The sequence below is a fragment of the Geomonas propionica genome (assembly GCF_016458235.1).
Taxonomy (GTDB): Bacteria; Desulfobacterota; Desulfuromonadia; order Geobacterales; family Geobacteraceae; genus Geomonas; species Geomonas propionica.
In genome coordinates this window covers 113,567-129,881 of the sequence record NZ_JAEMHK010000006.1, presented here as the reverse complement: position 1 = coordinate 129,881, position 16,315 = coordinate 113,567, and the positions used below count along the sequence as shown (strand labels likewise).

The following is a 16,315-nucleotide window of genomic DNA, read 5'->3' as shown; positions in this document are numbered from 1 at the left end:
TTAATGCCCCATCTGCTCCAGGCGGGCGATACGCTCCTCCATGGGGGGGTGCGTGGAAAAAAGCTTCATCAGCATCCCCGCGCTGAGCGGGTTGACGATGAACATGTGTGCCGTCGCCGGCCGTGCCTCGTACATGGGCAGGGCCCGGGAAGACTGGTCCAGCTTCCTGAGCGCGTTGGCCAGGGACAGCGGCTTGCCGCACAGTTTCGCGCCGCTTTCGTCGGCCTGATACTCCCGGCTCCTGGAGACGGCGAGCTGGATCAGCATGGCGGCGATGGGCGCGATGATGACAAGTGCCAGGCCGCCCCAGCCGCCCCCTTCCTCGTCGTCGCTGCGGCTGCCGAAGATGGCGGCCCACTGCATCATGTTGGCCAGCAGCGAGATGGCGCCCGCGATGGTGGCGGCGATGCTGGAAATGAGGATGTCCCGGTTGGCGACGTGGCTCAGCTCATGCGCCATCACCCCCTCCATTTCCTCCGGGGTGAGGATGCGCAGGATCCCCTCGGTCGCCGCCACCGCGGCGTGGTCCGGGTTTCTGCCGGTGGCGAAAGCGTTGGGGCTCTCCGAGGGGATGATGTAGACCCGTGGCATCGGAAGTCCCCCCTGCACGGCGAGCCTCCGGATCATGCCGTAGAAGGCGGGGTTTTCCGCCTCGGTGATCTCCTGGGCGCCGTACATGCGCAGCACGATCTTGTCCGAGAACCAGTAGGAGAAGAGGTTCATGGCGCAGGCCATAAAGAAGGCGAGGTACATGCCGCCCCGGCCGCCGATGGCGCTTCCCAGGGCCACCATGATCAGCGTGAGCGTGGTGAGCAGGACTGCAGTCTTGAATCTGTTCATGACTTACCTCCTTGTCGGATCGCCTGGTCAAATAAAAAGACCTTTACCCAGGCGCTTGCACTGGATAAAGGTCTTGCTTGCTCTGACAGGATTGTCATGCCCCATGTCCGGGCCTCTCGGCCGTCTTGACGAACACGGGTCGGTTGCGCGTCAACCGATAGCTACTCCCCTTTACCAACATGAAATATAGGTAAGGGAGGGACCGGTGTCAACCGTTTCTTTGCCCCCACTCACGCCGGGGGACCAAGCATCACCCCGCGATGCTCTCGGTGAGCAGGATGGCGTCGGCCAGCTGCCGCATCGAGATTCTGCGGTCCATGGCGAGGCGCTGCATCCTGCGGAAGGCCTCAGCCTCGGATAGCTTGTCCCGCTCCATGAGCCGCCCCTTGGCCTTTTCGATCACCTTCCGGCTTTCGATGCTCTCCTTCAGGGATGAGACTTCTTCCTTGAGCCGTTCCACCCGGCGCGCCGCGGCGATGGAGAGGACCAGCGCCGCCACCAGCTCCTCCTCCCGGACCGGCTTTGCCAGGATGGTCGAGACTACCGACTCGCCCCAGGTCTGCACCTCCTCCAGATCGCAGCTCTCGGCGATCATCACGATCGGCAGGCTGAGCTTGTCCCAGAGCTTTTTCACCGTGGCGACGATGTTTTGGTCGCCGGCCCGGAACTCGACGACTGCCACCTCCGGATGGTCGGCCATGGCTTCGCTCAGCAGCTCGCTTGAGCTGCCGGACGCTATTATTTCAGCAAAACCGCGCTCCCGCAGCCTGTTTTTTAGGCTCCCCAGGAGATCCTCGTCGTGAATGTACAGGACCGCTTTTCCCATGAATTTAACCCCCTTACGACGATTGGAACTGCCCTGACGGGCAGGTTACCCGGTTAAAGAGCATAGAGCGTTCCAAAATGCGGCGCCTGCCCCGACAAAGGCGAATTCCAGGAACACGCTACTGCTGCCCCCTCCCCTTGCGGGAGGGGGGCAAACTGCTTTTCCCCGAACAATAAAAGTCCCGCTTCCGGTCTATTTCATTAATGTTTCCGGCCAGCGAGCCGATAATGTGGCTATGCCCCTGCAAACGGCGGGGCGACCGCTGCACCTGTGTCAAGGGGCGCAGCGGCATCAAGGCAGCCCCACCGGTAGCCAAAGGAGCCCATGTTGTTCATCTCCCGATCCGCAGCAATCCATAGCCGAAGCACCCTGGCCCTGGGCATCTGCGCCTGCGTGCTGCTGGTCCTGGTCACGGCCGTCTGCCGTCCCCAGGCAGGTCCGGTGGGAGCATTGGCTATGGTCTTCGTGGGAGGGTTGCACGCCCTGCGCCTGAAGTGGCGCCGGCAGTCGGAGGACGAACTCAGGCGCAGCGAGGAGCAGTTGCGCATCTCGCAGCGCATCGCGCACATCGGGAGCTGGGACTGGGATGTGGCCAGCGGTCGGCTGGACTGCTCCGAGGAACTCTGCCGCATCTTCGGGATCCCCTTCGAGGAGGCGCCGCAGACCTTCTCCGGCTTCCTCGACCTGCTTCCGACAGCGGCGCGTGAGGCGATGACGGCCGCAGTGGAACACTCCCTCTCCGGCGAAGACTCCTTTGCCGTGGAATATCCCTTGGTGCGACCTGACGGCAGCGAGCGATACCTGTCCCAAGTGGGGGAGGTGTTCCGTGACTATACCGGCACCGTGCTTCGGGTGGTTTGCGTGGTGCACGACATTTCCGAGCGCAAGGAGGCCGAGAGCGCCCTCTTCTTCGAGAAACGCTACCGCGGACTGATCGAGAACCTGCCTCAGCGCATCTTCCTCAAGGACTGCAACCTGGTCTATCTCTCCTGCAACTCGAGCTTCGCCCGCGAACTGGGACTGGAGCCGGCAGACGTGTTCGGCAAAAACGACTACGACCTGTTCGAGCCGCCGCTGGCCCGCAAACGCCAGGAGGAGGACCAGAAGGTGATGGCGGCGGGGACCCCGGTCGAGCGCGACGAGCAGCGCGAAAGGGACGGCAAGTGGGTCAGCAAGGCGCTCATCCCGCTCAAGGACGACCACGCCCGGGTCTACGCCCTGCTCGGCGTGCTCACCGACATCACCTTCCGCAAGAAAGCCGAGGAACAGTTGAAGGAGAGCGAGGAGCGCTTCCGCAACACCTTCGAGCAGGCGGCGGTCGGGATCTGCCACATCGCCTTGAGCGACATCCTGATCCGGATCAACCGGCGCTTCTGCGACATCCTGGGCTACACCCAGGAGGAGCTCCTGGGGTGGAGCCTGGAGCAGACCATTCATCCCGACGACCGCGCCGCCGAGCAGGGGCAGCTCTCCCGGCTGGTCAACCGCGAGATCGACAACTACAGCATCGAGATGCGCCAGCTCAGGAAGGACGGCTCGGTGGTGTGGGTGAATCTCACCAAGTCGCTGGTGTGCGGCCCGAAAGGTGAACCCAAGTACCTGATCGGCGTCATCGAGGACGTCACTGCCAAGCGCGAGGCCCAGGAGCTGCGCCGGGAGCGCGACTTGGTGCAGGCGGCCAGCCAGGCCAAGAGCGAATTCCTGGCCAACATGGGGCATGAGATCAGGACCCCGATGAACGCCGTGATTGGGCTCAGTCGCCTGGCCCTGAAGACCGAGCTCATGCCCAAGCAGCGCGAGTACCTCGAGAAGATCTGCTCGGCCAGCAGGACCCTCTTGAACATCATCAATGACATCCTCGACTTCTCCAAGATGGAGGCGGGCAAGCTGGAGCTGGAAAAGACCGAGCTGAGCCTGCAGGAGGTGTTGGGCAACATCTCCGACATGCACCACCTGAAGGCGCAGGAGAAGGGGACTGACTTCAAGATGCGGCTCGCCCCGGAACTCCCCAGAAAACTCCTGGGCGACCCGCTGCGCCTCACCCAGGTGCTGAACAACCTGATTGCCAACGCGCTCAAGTTCACCAACCGGGGCGAGGTCGTGGTCGCGGTGAAGCCGGTGGATCAGCGGGACGGTGTGGTGCAGGTCAACTTCTGCGTCCAGGACACCGGCATCGGCATCACCACGGAACAGATGGAAAGGATCTTCACCCCCTTTACCCAGGCGGATAGTTCCACCACGCGCCGCTACGGCGGCACCGGTCTCGGTCTCTCCATCAGCCGGCAGCTGGTCGAACTGATGGGGGGGGAGCTGAAGGTGCAGAGCATTCCCGGCGCGGGGAGCAGCTTTTCCTTTACGGTGGGCTTCGCAGTTCCGGCTGCCGGGAAGGCGATCCCGGAGGCGCGGGAAGAGGAGCTGCGCAACCTGAGGCTCCTGGTGCTGGACGGCAATCCCGCGGCGGTGGAAGGGGTCGCGGAGATGTTGCAGGGGATGCCGATCGACCTGCAGGCGGTGCCGACCTTGGCGGCGGCCAGCGAGGCGATCAAGGCCGCCCCGGCTGGGCAGGCCCCTTTCGACATGGTGGTGGTCGACGCCGTCACTGCCGGCGAAGATGGATTGGAGCAGCTCTCCCGCAGCATCTCGAGCCGGTACCACGGGGAGGTGCCGGTCCTTGCCACGGTGCCGCCGGAGCAGTTGGAGGCGGTGCGGCAACTGGGTGACGAATGGGGACTGAGCGCGGTCTATCCCGTTTCGGTGCGCCCTTCGCTGCTGGTGGACGGCATGATCCGGGCCCTGGCGCGGGCCGTCGCTCAGAAGTCGGAATCGATGCCGGCTTCCGCCCCGGTGGCGCACCCGGTGCGGACGGCGTCCGAGGGTCGTTTCGAGCCGGATCGGTTCGCGGCCGAGAAGGCGAAGCTCGAACGCCTGCTGGCCAGAAACAGCCTGGACGCCAAGAGACAGTTCGAGAACTTCTGCCGCGAGGTGCCGCGTGGCAGCTGCGCCAAGGAGCTGCAGGCGCTCCAGGGGTGCATGGAAAAGCTCGATTTCAGAAAGGCTCGTCAGCTGCTGTCCATTTTCCCGGCAGCGCAACAGTTCCACACCGACAACAGGGAGCAGCTATGAAACGCCAGACGGTGATGATAGTCGACGACACCCCCGCCAACATCGAGATCCTGAGCGAAAGCCTCGGGGACGACTACGAACTGTTCTTCGCCACCAGCGGCCTGGACGCCCTGGAACTGATCCGCGCCGATAAGCCGGACCTGATCCTTCTTGACATCATGATGCCCGGGATGGACGGATTCGACCTCTGCCGCATCCTGAAGGGCGATCCCTCCACGCGCGACATCCCTGTCATCTTCGTGACCGCCATGATTGAGGAGGAGCAGGAAATCAAGGGGCTCGAACTGGGGGCGATAGACTATCTCACCAAGCCGATCAGCCCGCACATCGTCCGGGCCCGGGTGAAGAACCACTTGGAGCTGAAGCGCTACCGCGACCTTTTGGAGACGCTGGCAAGCGCTGCCGACCGCGCCAAGAAGGAATTCCTGCGCAGCGTGAGCCACGAGCTGCGCACGCCGCTCACCCCGATCATCGGCATGACCGATCTGGTGCTCAACCAGGAGGAGGACGACAACAAGCGGAAGTACCTGGGCATGGTGCAAAAATCGGCGGCAAGGCTGTTGGGGATCGTCGAAGACCTGATCGAGACCAGCCGCCTGGAAGGGGAGGGGGGAGCGCCGGAGAACGCCACCTTCCATCTGCAGAGTTTCATGGACACCGTGACCATGGAGGCTCGGGCCATGGCCGACGGCAAAGGGCTCACCTTCAACGTCCACATCGAGCCCGCGCTGCCGGAGGTGATCGTCACTGACCAGGGGATGCTGCACAAGGTGCTCACCATGCTGCTCGGCAACGCGGTCAAGTTCACGCCCGCGGGTGCCGTCGGGCTGGAGGTGCGGCAGCAGGAAATCGCGGGGGAGCAGATGCTCCAGTTCTCCATCTCGGACACCGGCGTCGGCATCGACCAGGCGGACCTGGATCGCATTTTCAGCGACTTCACCCAGTCCGACGGTTCCATCACCCGCTCCTACCCCGGCCTCGGGCTCGGACTCACCCTGGCGCGGCGCATGACCGAGCTGTTGGACGGCAGCATCTGGGCCGAGAACGCCCCCGGCGGCGGCTCGGTATTCCAGTTGCAGATCCCGCTGGTGCTGCCGGAGGCCGATGGCGTCCTGTCTACCCCAAATTAGCTGTGTTGGGCCGGCCAAAGATGCTATAGTGCTGCGTCATGACACAACTAGAGCGAAAACACGTCCACGTAGCCTGCGCCATCATCGAGCGTGATGGGCTGGTACTGTCGGCCCGGCGCAGCGCGTCCATGAACCTGCCTTTGAGGTGGGAGTTTCCCGGTGGGAAGATAGAGCCCGGAGAGGGGCGCGAGGAATGCCTGAAACGTGAGCTTGTGGAGGAAATGGGAGTGGAGATAGCGGTGGGGCGCGCCCTCACGCCGGCCACCCACAGCTACCCGACCTTCGACGTGACCCTCTATCCGTACGTCTGCAGCATCGTTTCCGGCGACATCACCCTGCACGAGCATTCCGCTATGACCTGGCTGCTGCCGGAGCGGATGCTGGAGCTGGAGTGGGCCGACGCCGACCTCCCCATCATCCTGGAGTATCAAAATTCCTACAGCACAAGTTCCTGAGAATCCTCCAGAACATCCAGCAGATCGTCCATCTCTTCGTCGCTAAGCTGCAGTATGGCCGCCTCGGTCTGCTCGGCGAGGTCGATCTCCGGCTCGTGCACAAGCCCGATCCCCTTCATCTTGCACGCCTTGTTCACCAGCCGCACCACAGTCAGCACGATGTCCTGGGTGTCGAAGTTGTCGTCGTGGTGGTTGGCGACCACGTTGTAATAGACCTTGGGCATATTCCAGTGTTCCATGAGCCGGCACCCCTGCTCGACGTGCAGTTCGGCGAAGATCTCCAGCAGCAGGTCCTCCTCGAGCGCCGCGTGCGCCACCCCCATCTGGTTCAGCCGCTCCAACGCCTTCAACAGGTACAGCTTGCCGATGTCGTGCAGTAGCCCGGCCATGTAAGCCTGATCACTGTGCTGCGGGTATCCCGCGTGGCGCGCGAGCCACCGGCTCCCCAAGGCGCAGGCGTGGCTGTGCAGCCAAAGCGATTGCAGGAAGCTGTTGATGGTCCTGTTTTCTGACGTGTGCAGGCTCGCCTGCGACGCTGCCATGGCGAGGTTGGCGATTTCCTGCCCCCCCAGCCTGACCACCGCCTCCTTGATGGTCTCGGTCCGGACCCGGCCGATGTACATGGGTGAGTTGGCCAACTTCAGGATCTGCCCCGCCAGGGACTGGTCCTCGTTGGCGAGATCGGTGACCTGGGTCATGGTGAAGTCAGGAGTCTGCAAAAGGTGCAGGATGTGCACCGCAATGGGATGGAAGACGGGGAGGTCGATGGGCTGATTAGTCAGCAGACGCCTGATGGTGAGCGACAGGGGCATGACGATTCTCCTTGTGCTGGGCTCTGGCCAGGGGTCAGTTTAATCCACCCGGCCGACCCTTAACAATACAAATCGGCTGGTTGCGCTGGAACTTGAGCGCCGGTATTGCGGCCGGAGATGAGGGTGCGTTGAGGAGAAAAAGGTTGCCTTGCAGCGGCGATTCGGTCAACTATGAACGCGCGGCAAACAGCAGCACAACGGAGCGGATATGTCAGCAGAGTATAAAGGCAAGAAGGTAGCCGTCGCCATGAGCGGCGGCGTGGATTCATCGACGGTCGCGGCGCTTCTGAAAGAGCAGGGGGCGGAGGTGATCGGCATCAACATGAAGCTCTTCAACCGGGAAGGCGAGGACCCGCACGCCAAGGGTGACGCCCAGATCGTGGCGGAGTATCTCGGCATAGAGTTTCACCAAGTGCACCTGCAGGAGGAATTCGGCCGCCTCATCATGGACGACTTCCGCGCCCAGTACGTAGCCGGCGAGACCCCGAACCCGTGCGTGCGCTGCAACAAGTTCGTTAAATTCGGGCTGCTCCTGGACAAGGCGCTGGAAGTGGGCGCCGACTACCTTGCCACCGGGCATTACGTGAGGACCAGCAGGGACCAAAACGGGACCTGGCACCTCTTGAAGGCGGCCTACCTCGCTAAGGACCAGTCCTATTTTCTTTACACCCTCACCCAACGGCAGCTGGCCCGCGTGATCTTTCCGCTGGGTGACATGCCGAGCAAGGACGAGGTGAGAAGGCTGGCCGAGGGCTTCGGCATCCCGGTGGCGCAAAAAAGCGACAGCCAGGAGATCTGCTTCGTCCCCGGTGACGACTACGTCGCCTTCCTGGAAAAGGACGGCGGGCTTGATGGCAGAAGCGGCGAGATCGTCCACGTGGACGGTACCGTGCTCGGGCGCCACAACGGCACCCACCGTTACACCATCGGGCAGAGAAGGGGATTGGGCATCGCCTGGAAAGAGCCGTTGTACGTGGTCGCCATCGACGCCGCCGAGGCGAGGGTCGTGGTGGGCGAGGTCGGGGGATTGTTCGCTCCCGGGCTGGTGGCGTGCGATCTGAACTGGGTGGTTCCGGTCGAGGGGGACGTCGTCGAGACCACCTGCAAGATCCGCTACCGTCAGGAGCCGATCGCGTGTCGGGTGAAGCTCTTGGGCGAGGGGATGGGCGAAGTCTTTTTTGCCGAGCCGCAGAAGTCGGTGACAGCGGGGCAGTCGGTGGTGTTCTACCAGGGCGACGAGCTGGTCGGCGGCGGCCGCATCGTCAAGGCGCTTTAAAGACAATAAGCGGTTAGCAAAGTACGCCGAGAACGCGCGAAGGGCGCGAGGAAAAGCCTTCTAGGGGTAACCCCAAAAAGCTTTTTCTTCGCGCCCTTCGCGACTGCTTCGTGTTCTTCGCGTAACCGTTTTGGTGTTTTAGGAATTAAGCTGGCTGTTGCAGTAGGTGCAGACGTTGAGCCATTTCTGGATCGCCGTTGCCTGCTCCTCCCACTCCTTGCCGAGCCTCAGTTTCAGGAAGGTGGCGAACACCGAGTCGAAGAGCTGGGTCCCTTTCTCAAGCAGCAGCATCCTCTCAAAGAAGACCGCTTCCCGCTCCATCGCCTCGTCCACCGTGCTGTCCTTCTCCAGCTGGACCGCCGGCGACTTGAAGGAGGCGAAGTGGAACAGCTCCCCCTTCAGGGTCAGCTTGTAATGGTCGTCCCCCGCCTCCATGTGCAGCGTCGCCTCGGTGATCTGCTTCTTGTTCAAGAGCGCGCTTCTCACCTCGTTGAAGTGGTCCTGCGGGCCGGCGACAGTGATCTTCTGCGCGCCGTTCTCACCTGAACCAAGGAGCACTACGCGATCGTCAAGGTAGGCCACGAACGCTTCTTGGGCGAGCAGCACGCCTGCCTGGTTTACGGTGTACTCGGAGGACTCGTTCATGGTCTGGTACATGAGCCAGAGCATGAAGTCGGTGCCGAGCCACTGGTTTTCCTTGATCAGTTCCAGGTAGTTGTCGCCGCCGGCCTTGTTGGCCTGCGCCAGCAGCACCTTGTTGCCGTCGTCGAGCACGCTTTCGGCGCGGGCGTAGGGATGGAACGCGGAAACCCTGAGCCCCTCGAAGGTCTTCTTGAACATGTCCTCGAACAGTTCGATGACCTTGGGCGAGAGCGAGCTGAAGGTGAGGATGCCGTTCTTGGTGTCCCAGACCGCGTCGTAGGTGGCCGGGGTGGGCAGGGTCTGCGACAGCAGCATCGCGTGCACCGCCTCCTTGAGGTCCTCCCTTTTCTGCTTGGGGACCTTGGCGAAGCCGGGGTTTTCCGCCAGGAATTCCTCCTTGGCCTTCTCCAGGTGCGCCTTCAGTACCGCGGAGGGGACGGCGCGCTTGTCGCGGCGCAGGGTGAACATGAAGTAGTGCTCGCGGCAGCAGGCCGCGGGGGAGTCGAACTCGGCGATTCTAGGATCGTCCAGGTGCACCCAGCCCACCGACATTTCCTCGGTGCCCTGATCGATCGGGTTGAACTTGTTCGCTGCCAGTTGCTTGGTGACCCAGGCGTGGAGTTCGTCCTGTTGCGGGAGATCCCCCTGAACCTTGAAGTGGCAGACGCTTACTGTGTTGGCGAGGATGCCCATCGATGATTCTCCTTCTTGCATTTCTTGTCCCGCGCGAGCGGGGACAGCATGGATACACCTTTTGCCCTTGGGGGGCAAGTTAAAAAGCCCAAAGAGTCAAAACCATTGGCCACGGAGAAAATCTGAGAAAATCTGAGAACACCCGAAAGGCTTTTGAAGGTAAACCTAAAGTCTTTTGACTTTGCTTTAGCTTCTCTCGCTTTGCCTTTCTCAGAAGTCCTCAGATTTTCTCCTTGTGAACGGTTTACCTCATCTTCTCCAGCACCTTCCCCTTCTCTCTGGCGTACTCCGCTTCGCTCAGCGCGCCTCTTTCGAACTTTTTCTTCAACACCTTCAGCTCGTCTTCGGCGCCGGGAGCGGCTGCCTTGCTCTCTCCCTTTTTCCCCCGCTCTTTCAGTCGGCTCGCCTCACTCTTGATGTCCACCAGGTCCATCTTCAACTCGGCGTTGCCGTACCAGTGGGTGTAAGCCGGGTTCTGGTGATAGGCCCCCTTGACGGTGCGGGCGTAGTCGTACTTCTTCATCTTGAAGAAGAGCCGCTCGATGTGGGAGGTGTCCTCGTAGAGCATCTGGCTGTCGGTCACCAGACGCTGCCCGCTCAACGGGTGTGGCGGGCGGTTTTCGGGCATCGGATCGAGGAGCCCCCGGTCGTTCAGATCCCAGATGACGTGCTCCGCTTCCTTCAGGATGGCGATGCTCTGGCTGCGCACCTGGTCCCCGCGCTCCAGCTCTTTCCTGGCGAAGGAGGGGGCGTGGCAGTCGCTGCAGATGTTGACCATGTCGCCTCGGGCCGGCTGCGCCTTGGCGGCGGGGTAGGGGACGCCGCCGGAATTCATGGTGATGCCGATGGAAACGTTGTGGGTCCCCTTGGGCATGTGGCAGGTCTGGCAGTCGGGCCCGGTCTTCCTGCCGGTGCTGGCGTTGAGCGTGCCGTGCAGCGAGGTCTGCCACATCTCCCACTGCGGGTGGTCCGGCCCCATGTGACACTTGGCGCACGAGTTGGGATCGCGCACGATCTTCAGGTCGGTCATGTGCTTGGAGTGGCAGGAGTCGCAGGCGTCCTCGACGCTGTGACAGTAATTGCAGCCGATCTCCGCCATCTCCGGCGACTGCTTCAGGAACCGGGCGCACTGCACGTCCGAGCGCGGCGCCTCGTCTCCTTCTTCGTGGCAGAAACGGCACTCGCCCGGCTTGCGGTCGGAGAGGTTCCTGGTGCAACCCCACCCGGAGTGCAGCCCCATGCCGTGACGGCTGGCGCGATGTTCCTGGTATGCCTTCTGGTGGCAGGGGGCACAGACTTTCATTCCCACCTTGGCCTCGCCCTTCACGATCTTGTCGTGGTCGCTGCCGTGGCACTTCTCACAGCCGACTCCGGCCTTCGCGTGGGCGCTCCCTTGCCATTGAGCCACGGCGGCGGGAGTTTTCTCGGCATGACAGGGAAGACAGGGTTCGGCGGCGCCCGCAAGAACCGGCGCGGACAGCAGTAACACTGCACAGATCAGTGACTTCATCATCGGGTCGACTCCTTGCCTTCCAGTTGCTTTTGGTACTCCTGATCGGTGATCAGCCCCTGACTACGCAGCCGGCGCAGCCTGAGTACCCGATCGAGGTCGGCGGGAGGTGCCGGGGCGGCCGCGTCCTCCAGCCCGGAGACGAGGAACAGTTGCCCCTGGTAACTCACCGCGATGGCGGAGCCGTCAGGGACGAAGACACCTCTGGAGCCGGCAGGAAAGGTGGCTATCGCTTTTTCCTTCCGGTACAGGTGGCCGTCCAGAAGCAGATAACGGCCGGAAGGGGAGAGGGCCGAGTTGACGGCGGCGCTCGGCCAATTTTCAACCGGCTTACCTTCCGGCAGCGATATCCTGCGCGTGGCCTTGTCCGTGTCTGCAATTACAAGCGACTCGCCGTCCGGCGCGTACATCACCTTTCCTTGCCCGAGCTGCACCTGCCCCACTTCGCTCCCCCCACCGGTGTCGAGGTTGCGGATCAAAACCCTCAAGTAGGGGGTGAATAGGGGGGGGTCCTTCAAAGAGGTGAAGGCGATCTCGTCGCGGTAGGGGGAAACGGCGATCAAGAGCTGGTTATACAACAACTGCTCCGGGAGCTTCGCCACATGTGGACGCAACGTGACGTCGTTCAAGGTGGTGGCGACAGGTACTCCACTGCCGTCCCACTGGAAAAGCAGCGAGACCATCTGCGACCCGAAACTGTATTTCCTGATGTTGAGCGCTCCGGCGAGCACCTCTTTTTCGGAACGCCAGGCGACGGAGGTGATCCTTCCTGCCACCTTGGTTTCGCCAAGGGTTGCCCCGTTAAGATCCACGATGCGGAGCAGGGACCCCCCAGTGGTGGCAAGGGCAACCGCCAGCCTGTGGCCGCCGGGAGAGAAACTGAGCGCGCTGGCGCCACCGTTCGCCACCGTCACGCGTTTTCCCTGCAGGTCGGTCAGCGCGACAGTACCGTCGGTAACCGTGGCGAAGTGGCCGTTTCGTCCGGCATCGAAAGGGGTACCCGAGTCGGAGCGGGCAACGGGTTTGACCTGGAATCCGGCGGGGAGTTGGGCCGGCAGCGTAGCGGCGCAACCAGTCAGGGAGCCGAGGGCAATGACGGCACATAGAGTCAGCAGCAAGTTCTTCATGACACCTCCGTTTAGCGGGCGCCAGTGTACTCAATTTGCCGAGCTAAGACAACATGCAACAATGCTTGTGCCACCCAGCTAGCTGTATACTGCTTCCCCCCTCCCAACCTCCCCCCTCCAGGGGGAGGGGCTGGTGAGTACTTGCCCCTGGAGAGGGAGGGGGCATGAGTTCCCGCCCCCGGAGGGGGAGGGTCAGGGAGGGGGAAAGCTCCAGGACACTCTAAGTGACAGTGTGGCGTGCTCTGTGTGGAGTCGATGTGGTAGAATCGCTGCATTGTCTTTGTCAAAGGAGGACGCCATGCACGTGGCATTGCTGCAGATGAGACTGTTACTGCCAAGCCGCACGCTCAAAGAGAAGAGGGCGATCGTGAAGAGTGTGCTGGCGCGTGCGCGCAACCGGTTCAACGTGGCCTGTTCCGAGAGCGCCCTCAACGACCAACCTGCTGACGCCGAACTCTGCTTCGTCACCGTGTCCTCCAGCGCCACCCGCGCCCGGCAGCTTTTGCAGGAACTGGAGTACTGGCTCGTGTCGGAGCGGCCGGATGTGCAAATCATCGACCTGCAGGTCGAAGAGCTGTAGCCGCATTGTCGCTTCCCACCCATTGCAAAATGTGTTAGCTTCCGCTTCTATGAATCCGCTAATCGGGGTGACCGGGCATGGCACAAGATGACCTCAATAAACTGACCATCGACAAGCAACGTTACACCCCAGGCGGTGGCGCCCCGCGCAAGCGACGCACCCTGGTGATAACGGTGCTGGTGCTTTTGGCCCTGGTGCTGGGGCTCTGGACCCTGGCGAGCAGGCGCAGCGTCGAGGTGGAAGTCGCCACCGTTTCCCTCGTGTATCCCTCGCAGACCTTCTCCCTTTTGAACGCCAGCGGGTACGTGGTGGCCCAGAGAAAGGCGGCGGTCGCCTCCAAGGCCACCGGCAGGCTGGAGTGGCTCGGCGTGGAGGAGGGGAGCGTGGTGCGCGCGGGACAGTTGCTCGCCCGCCTGGAGAACCGCGACGTGGCGGCCCAAAAAGGGCAGGCCGCGGCGGCGCTTTCAGCGGCCCGCGACACGCTGGAGCAGGCCAAGGTGGAGCGGACCGACGCCGCCCGCGCCCTGTCCCGCGCGAAAGAGTTGATCGGTCAGGGGATCATCGCCCAGGCCGACTTTGATACCGCCCAGGCGCGCTACCAGCGCGCGGTCGCCGCGGCGGCCGCAGCCCAGGCCAACATAAACGGAGCCCAAAGCGCCCTGGGTGGAGCCGAGGCTTCCCTCGACTACACCCTGATCCGCGCCCCCTTCGACGGCGTGGTGCTCACCAAGAACGCCGACGTCGGCGACATCGTCTCGCCGCTGGCCGCCGCCGCCAACGCCAAGGCCGCCGTAGTGACCATGGCCGACATGGGATCGCTGCAGGTGGAGGCTGACGTCTCCGAGGCGAACCTGGCCAAGGTCAAGGTGGGCCAGCCCTGCGAGATTCTTCTCGACGCCTTGCCCGACGTCCGTTTCCGCGGCGCGCTCTACACCATCGTCCCCACGGCCGACCGCAGCAAGGGGAGCGTCATGGTCAAGGTGCGCTTCCTGGACCAGGACAAGCGCATTCTCCCCGAGATGAGCGCCAAGGTTGCCTTCTTGGAGCGCGAGCTGAAAAAAGGCGAGGCAACGCCTCGGGTCGCCCTGCCGCCGTCCGCCGTCGTGCACCGGGACGGCAAAAACTACGTCTTCAAGGTGGTACAGGACCGAGCGTCGCTTACCCCGGTGGTTCTGGGCGCAAAGCTCGGTGACATGGTAGAGGTCGGCTCCGGCGTCAAGGCCGGCGACCGCATCGCCACCAAGCCGCTGGACAAGCTGCGCGATGGCAGCCGCGTCAAGACGGCGGAAAAGTAGTCATGGCGGAAAACAGCGAGCCCATCGTCCGGATCAGGAATCTCTCCAAGGCCTACCGCCGGGGCACCCAGGTGATCCCCGTTCTCACCGGAATCAATTTCGATATTGCCAGGGGCGAGTTCGTCGCCCTCATGGGGCCCTCCGGCTCCGGCAAGAGCACGCTCCTCAATCTGATTGCCGGCATCGACAGCGCCGACCAAGGTTCCATCCAGGTGGCCGACGTCGAGATCACCAGCCTCGGCGAAAGCGACCTCGCCCGCTGGCGCGCCGGCAGCGTCGGATTCATCTTCCAGTTCTACAACCTGATCCCGGTCCTCACCGCTTTCGAGAACGTCGAGCTTCCCCTTCTTTTGACTCACCTGGACCGGCGCGAGCGGCGCGAGCACGTCGAGGCGGTCCTGAACGTGGTCGGGCTCGCCGACCGGATGGATCACTACCCCGCCCAGCTTTCCGGCGGCCAGCAACAAAGGGTCGCCATCGCCCGGGCCATCGTCACCGATCCCGAAATCCTGGTGGCGGACGAGCCGACCGGCGACCTGGACCGCGCCTCCGCCGAAGAGATTCTGCAGCTCATGGATCGCCTGGTGCAGGCCTTCGGCAAGACCGTCATCATGGTCACCCACGACCCGCGCGCCGCCGAGAAGGCCCACATCATCCGGCACCTGGAAAAGGGTGAACTGAGCGTGACCTAGATGGGCATCCCTTATTCCTACAGTTTCCGCAACCTCTGGACCCGGCGTCTCACCACCGTCCTCACCGCGAGCGGCATGGGGCTCGTCGTCTTCGTCTTCGCCGCCACCCTGATGCTGACCGAGGGGCTGCAAAAGACCCTGGTGCAGACCGGCTCTCCCGACAACGTGGTGCTGCTGAGAAAGTCCGCCAATTCCGAGGTGCAAAGCGGCGTGGAGCGAGATCAGGCGTCACTGCTGGAGAGCCAGCCCGAGATCGCCATCGGTCCCGGCGGAACGCCGCTTCTGGCCAAGGAACTGGTGGTGCTGATCAACCTGAAAAAGCGGGTGGGGGACAAGCCGGCCAACGTTATTATCCGCGGCATCACCCCCGAATCGCTGGAGTTGCGCCCCGCCGTTCGCCTGAAAGAGGGACGCATGCCCCGTCCCGGCTCCGCCGAGGTCATCGCGGGAGAGAGCGTGTCGCGTCGCTTCAAGGGGTGCGGCATGGGCGAGACGCTTCGTTTCGGGATGCGCGACTGGCGCGTCGTCGGCGTCTTCGATGCGGGCGCCACCGGATTCTCCTCCGAGATCTGGGGCGACCGTGACCAGATGATGCAGGCGTTCCGCCGCCCGGTCTATTCCTCCATCATCTTCCGGTTGCGCGATACCACCGCCTTCGACGCCTTCAAGGCGCGGGTGGAGTCGGACCCGCGGCTGACCGTGGAAGCCAAGCGAGAGACCCAATACTACCTGGATCAGTCCGAAGCGATGGCGAAGTTTCTGCGCATCCTGGGGCTCGTGCTTACCGTCGTCTTCTCCATCGGCGCCGTGATCGGGGCGACCATCACCATGTACGCCGCCGTCGCCAACCGGGTCACCGAGATCGGCACCCTGCGCGCCCTTGGTTTCCAGAGAAAGAGCATCCTCTCCGCGTTTATCGTGGAGGCGCTCCTGCTCGGGCTCTGCGGGGGGATCCTCGGCCTCTTTGCCGCCTCCTTCATGCAGCTGATCACCATTTCCACCATGAACTGGGCCTCGTTTTCCGAGTTGGCCTTTTCCTTCACGTTGAACGTGAGCATCGTCTGGAAGTCGCTGCTTTTTTCCGCCGTCATGGGTCTTGTCGGCGGCGTGCTGCCCGCCTTTCGCGCCTCGCGCCTGAAGATAGTCGAGGCCCTGCGGGCCACTTAAAAGCTGGAACACAGATGGCACGGAGGTCCACAGAGGTCTCAGAGGAAGACGACTGGGTTTTCCCCGTTTTCCCTGTCCTTGCCTTTGCTTCGTGACCTCTGCGATCCTCTGTGTCCTCTGTGGTAAAGCTTTTTGTTTCGGGGTGTC

The 16,315-nt window shown here is 62.9% G+C and carries 14 protein-coding genes; 8 read left to right on the top strand and 6 right to left on the bottom strand.

Features of this window, described 5'->3' with window-relative positions; genetic code table 11:
- Together htpX and JFN90_RS09760 are read right to left on the bottom strand one after the other, a co-directional pair.
- Positions 1 to 840 (bottom strand): zinc metalloprotease HtpX, encoded by an 840-nt coding sequence (gene htpX / locus JFN90_RS09765; protein WP_199394929.1) that lies wholly within the window; start codon positions 838 to 840, stop codon positions 1 to 3.
- A 250-nt stretch (positions 841 to 1,090) separates the two neighbouring features.
- Entirely contained in the window at positions 1,091 to 1,666 is a 576-nt protein-coding gene (locus tag JFN90_RS09760; RefSeq protein WP_199394928.1) for an ANTAR domain-containing response regulator, read from the bottom strand.
- A 324-nt stretch (positions 1,667 to 1,990) separates the two neighbouring features.
- Here JFN90_RS09760 and JFN90_RS09755 point away from each other — a divergent pair, with 324 nt between their 5' ends.
- Genes JFN90_RS09755 through JFN90_RS09745 form a run of 3 tightly spaced genes read left to right on the top strand, consistent with a single transcriptional unit; the run spans position 1,991 to position 6,374 of the window.
- A complete protein-coding gene (locus JFN90_RS09755) occupies positions 1,991 to 4,789 on the top strand; it encodes a PAS domain-containing hybrid sensor histidine kinase/response regulator (RefSeq protein ID WP_199394927.1) in 2,799 nt (932 codons plus the stop codon).
- Positions 4,786 to 5,919: a hybrid sensor histidine kinase/response regulator gene (locus JFN90_RS09750; protein WP_199394926.1), complete on the top strand. Its 1,134-nt coding sequence runs from the start codon at positions 4,786 to 4,788 to the stop codon at positions 5,917 to 5,919. Before JFN90_RS09755 ends, JFN90_RS09750 begins: the two co-directional genes overlap by 4 nt.
- Positions 5,920 to 5,957: 38 nt before the next feature.
- The gene (locus JFN90_RS09745; RefSeq protein ID WP_199394925.1) at positions 5,958 to 6,374 is read left to right on the top strand and encodes a (deoxy)nucleoside triphosphate pyrophosphohydrolase; all 417 of its coding nucleotides are present in this window, start codon (positions 5,958 to 5,960) and stop codon (positions 6,372 to 6,374) included.
- Here JFN90_RS09745 and JFN90_RS09740 read toward each other — a convergent pair.
- The gene (locus tag JFN90_RS09740) at positions 6,356 to 7,186 is read right to left on the bottom strand and encodes an HDOD domain-containing protein (RefSeq protein ID WP_199394924.1); all 831 of its coding nucleotides are present in this window, start codon (positions 7,184 to 7,186) and stop codon (positions 6,356 to 6,358) included. The two genes, JFN90_RS09745 and JFN90_RS09740, sit on opposite strands and share 19 nt — an antisense overlap.
- 208 nt (positions 7,187 to 7,394) lie before the next feature.
- Here JFN90_RS09740 and mnmA point away from each other — a divergent pair, with 208 nt between their 5' ends.
- Positions 7,395 to 8,462, top strand: a complete 1,068-nt coding sequence (gene mnmA, locus JFN90_RS09735; protein ID WP_199394923.1) for a tRNA 2-thiouridine(34) synthase MnmA — start codon at positions 7,395 to 7,397, stop codon at positions 8,460 to 8,462.
- 138 nt (positions 8,463 to 8,600) lie between these two features.
- Here the strand turns inward: mnmA and rdgC are convergent, their stop codons facing one another.
- The 3 genes from rdgC to JFN90_RS09720 all read right to left on the bottom strand — a co-directional run bounded on the left by rdgC (position 8,601) and on the right by JFN90_RS09720 (position 12,434).
- Positions 8,601 to 9,797 (bottom strand): recombination-associated protein RdgC, encoded by a 1,197-nt coding sequence (gene rdgC / locus JFN90_RS09730; protein ID WP_199394922.1) that lies wholly within the window; start codon positions 9,795 to 9,797, stop codon positions 8,601 to 8,603.
- A gap of 244 nt (positions 9,798 to 10,041) precedes the next feature.
- Positions 10,042 to 11,310 carry a multiheme c-type cytochrome gene (locus JFN90_RS09725; RefSeq protein ID WP_236018931.1) on the bottom strand — a complete coding sequence of 423 codons (1,269 nt, stop codon included), beginning with the start codon at positions 11,308 to 11,310 and terminating at the stop codon, positions 10,042 to 10,044.
- Positions 11,307 to 12,434, bottom strand: a complete 1,128-nt coding sequence (locus JFN90_RS09720) for a WD40 repeat domain-containing protein (protein WP_199394921.1) — start codon at positions 12,432 to 12,434, stop codon at positions 11,307 to 11,309. Before JFN90_RS09720 ends, JFN90_RS09725 begins: the two co-directional genes overlap by 4 nt.
- 298 nt (positions 12,435 to 12,732) lie before the next feature.
- Here JFN90_RS09720 and JFN90_RS09715 point away from each other — a divergent pair, with 298 nt between their 5' ends.
- The 4 genes from JFN90_RS09715 (at position 12,733) to JFN90_RS09700 (ending at position 16,168) form a co-directional block, all read left to right on the top strand.
- On the top strand, positions 12,733 to 13,014 hold the full coding sequence (locus JFN90_RS09715; protein WP_199394920.1) for a DUF503 domain-containing protein: 282 nt from the start codon (positions 12,733 to 12,735) through the stop codon (positions 13,012 to 13,014).
- Between the two features lie 77 nt (positions 13,015 to 13,091).
- Positions 13,092 to 14,309 (top strand): efflux RND transporter periplasmic adaptor subunit, encoded by a 1,218-nt coding sequence (locus JFN90_RS09710; protein ID WP_199394919.1) that lies wholly within the window; start codon positions 13,092 to 13,094, stop codon positions 14,307 to 14,309.
- A gap of 2 nt (positions 14,310 to 14,311) precedes the next feature.
- On the top strand, positions 14,312 to 15,001 hold the full coding sequence (locus JFN90_RS09705; protein WP_199394918.1) for an ABC transporter ATP-binding protein: 690 nt from the start codon (positions 14,312 to 14,314) through the stop codon (positions 14,999 to 15,001).
- Positions 15,002 to 16,168 (top strand): ABC transporter permease, encoded by a 1,167-nt coding sequence (locus JFN90_RS09700; RefSeq protein ID WP_199394917.1) that lies wholly within the window; start codon positions 15,002 to 15,004, stop codon positions 16,166 to 16,168. It begins immediately after the preceding gene.
- Positions 16,169 to 16,315: the final 147 nt, after the last annotated feature.

Bases quoted from the DNA above. Each gene is read 5' to 3' on its own strand.
- JFN90_RS09745 (WP_199394925.1), top strand. From the start codon at position 5,958: ATGACACAACTAGAGCGAAAACACGTCCACGTAGCCTGCGCCATCATC.
- JFN90_RS09700 (WP_199394917.1), top strand. From the start codon at position 15,002: ATGGGCATCCCTTATTCCTACAGTTTCCGCAACCTCTGGACCCGGCGT.
- JFN90_RS09725 (WP_236018931.1), bottom strand. From the start codon at position 11,310: ATGATGAAGTCACTGATCTGTGCAGTGTTACTGCTGTCCGCGCCGGTT.
- JFN90_RS09750 (WP_199394926.1), top strand. From the start codon at position 4,786: ATGAAACGCCAGACGGTGATGATAGTCGACGACACCCCCGCCAACATC.
- JFN90_RS09715 (WP_199394920.1), top strand. From the start codon at position 12,733: ATGCACGTGGCATTGCTGCAGATGAGACTGTTACTGCCAAGCCGCACG.
- mnmA (WP_199394923.1), top strand. From the start codon at position 7,395: ATGTCAGCAGAGTATAAAGGCAAGAAGGTAGCCGTCGCCATGAGCGGC.
- JFN90_RS09760 (WP_199394928.1), bottom strand. From the start codon at position 1,666: ATGGGAAAAGCGGTCCTGTACATTCACGACGAGGATCTCCTGGGGAGC.
- JFN90_RS09740 (WP_199394924.1), bottom strand. From the start codon at position 7,186: ATGCCCCTGTCGCTCACCATCAGGCGTCTGCTGACTAATCAGCCCATC.
- htpX (WP_199394929.1), bottom strand. From the start codon at position 840: ATGAACAGATTCAAGACTGCAGTCCTGCTCACCACGCTCACGCTGATC.
- rdgC (WP_199394922.1), bottom strand. From the start codon at position 9,797: ATGGGCATCCTCGCCAACACAGTAAGCGTCTGCCACTTCAAGGTTCAG.
- JFN90_RS09720 (WP_199394921.1), bottom strand. From the start codon at position 12,434: ATGAAGAACTTGCTGCTGACTCTATGTGCCGTCATTGCCCTCGGCTCC.
- JFN90_RS09705 (WP_199394918.1), top strand. From the start codon at position 14,312: ATGGCGGAAAACAGCGAGCCCATCGTCCGGATCAGGAATCTCTCCAAG.
- JFN90_RS09710 (WP_199394919.1), top strand. From the start codon at position 13,092: ATGGCACAAGATGACCTCAATAAACTGACCATCGACAAGCAACGTTAC.
- JFN90_RS09755 (WP_199394927.1), top strand. From the start codon at position 1,991: ATGTTGTTCATCTCCCGATCCGCAGCAATCCATAGCCGAAGCACCCTG.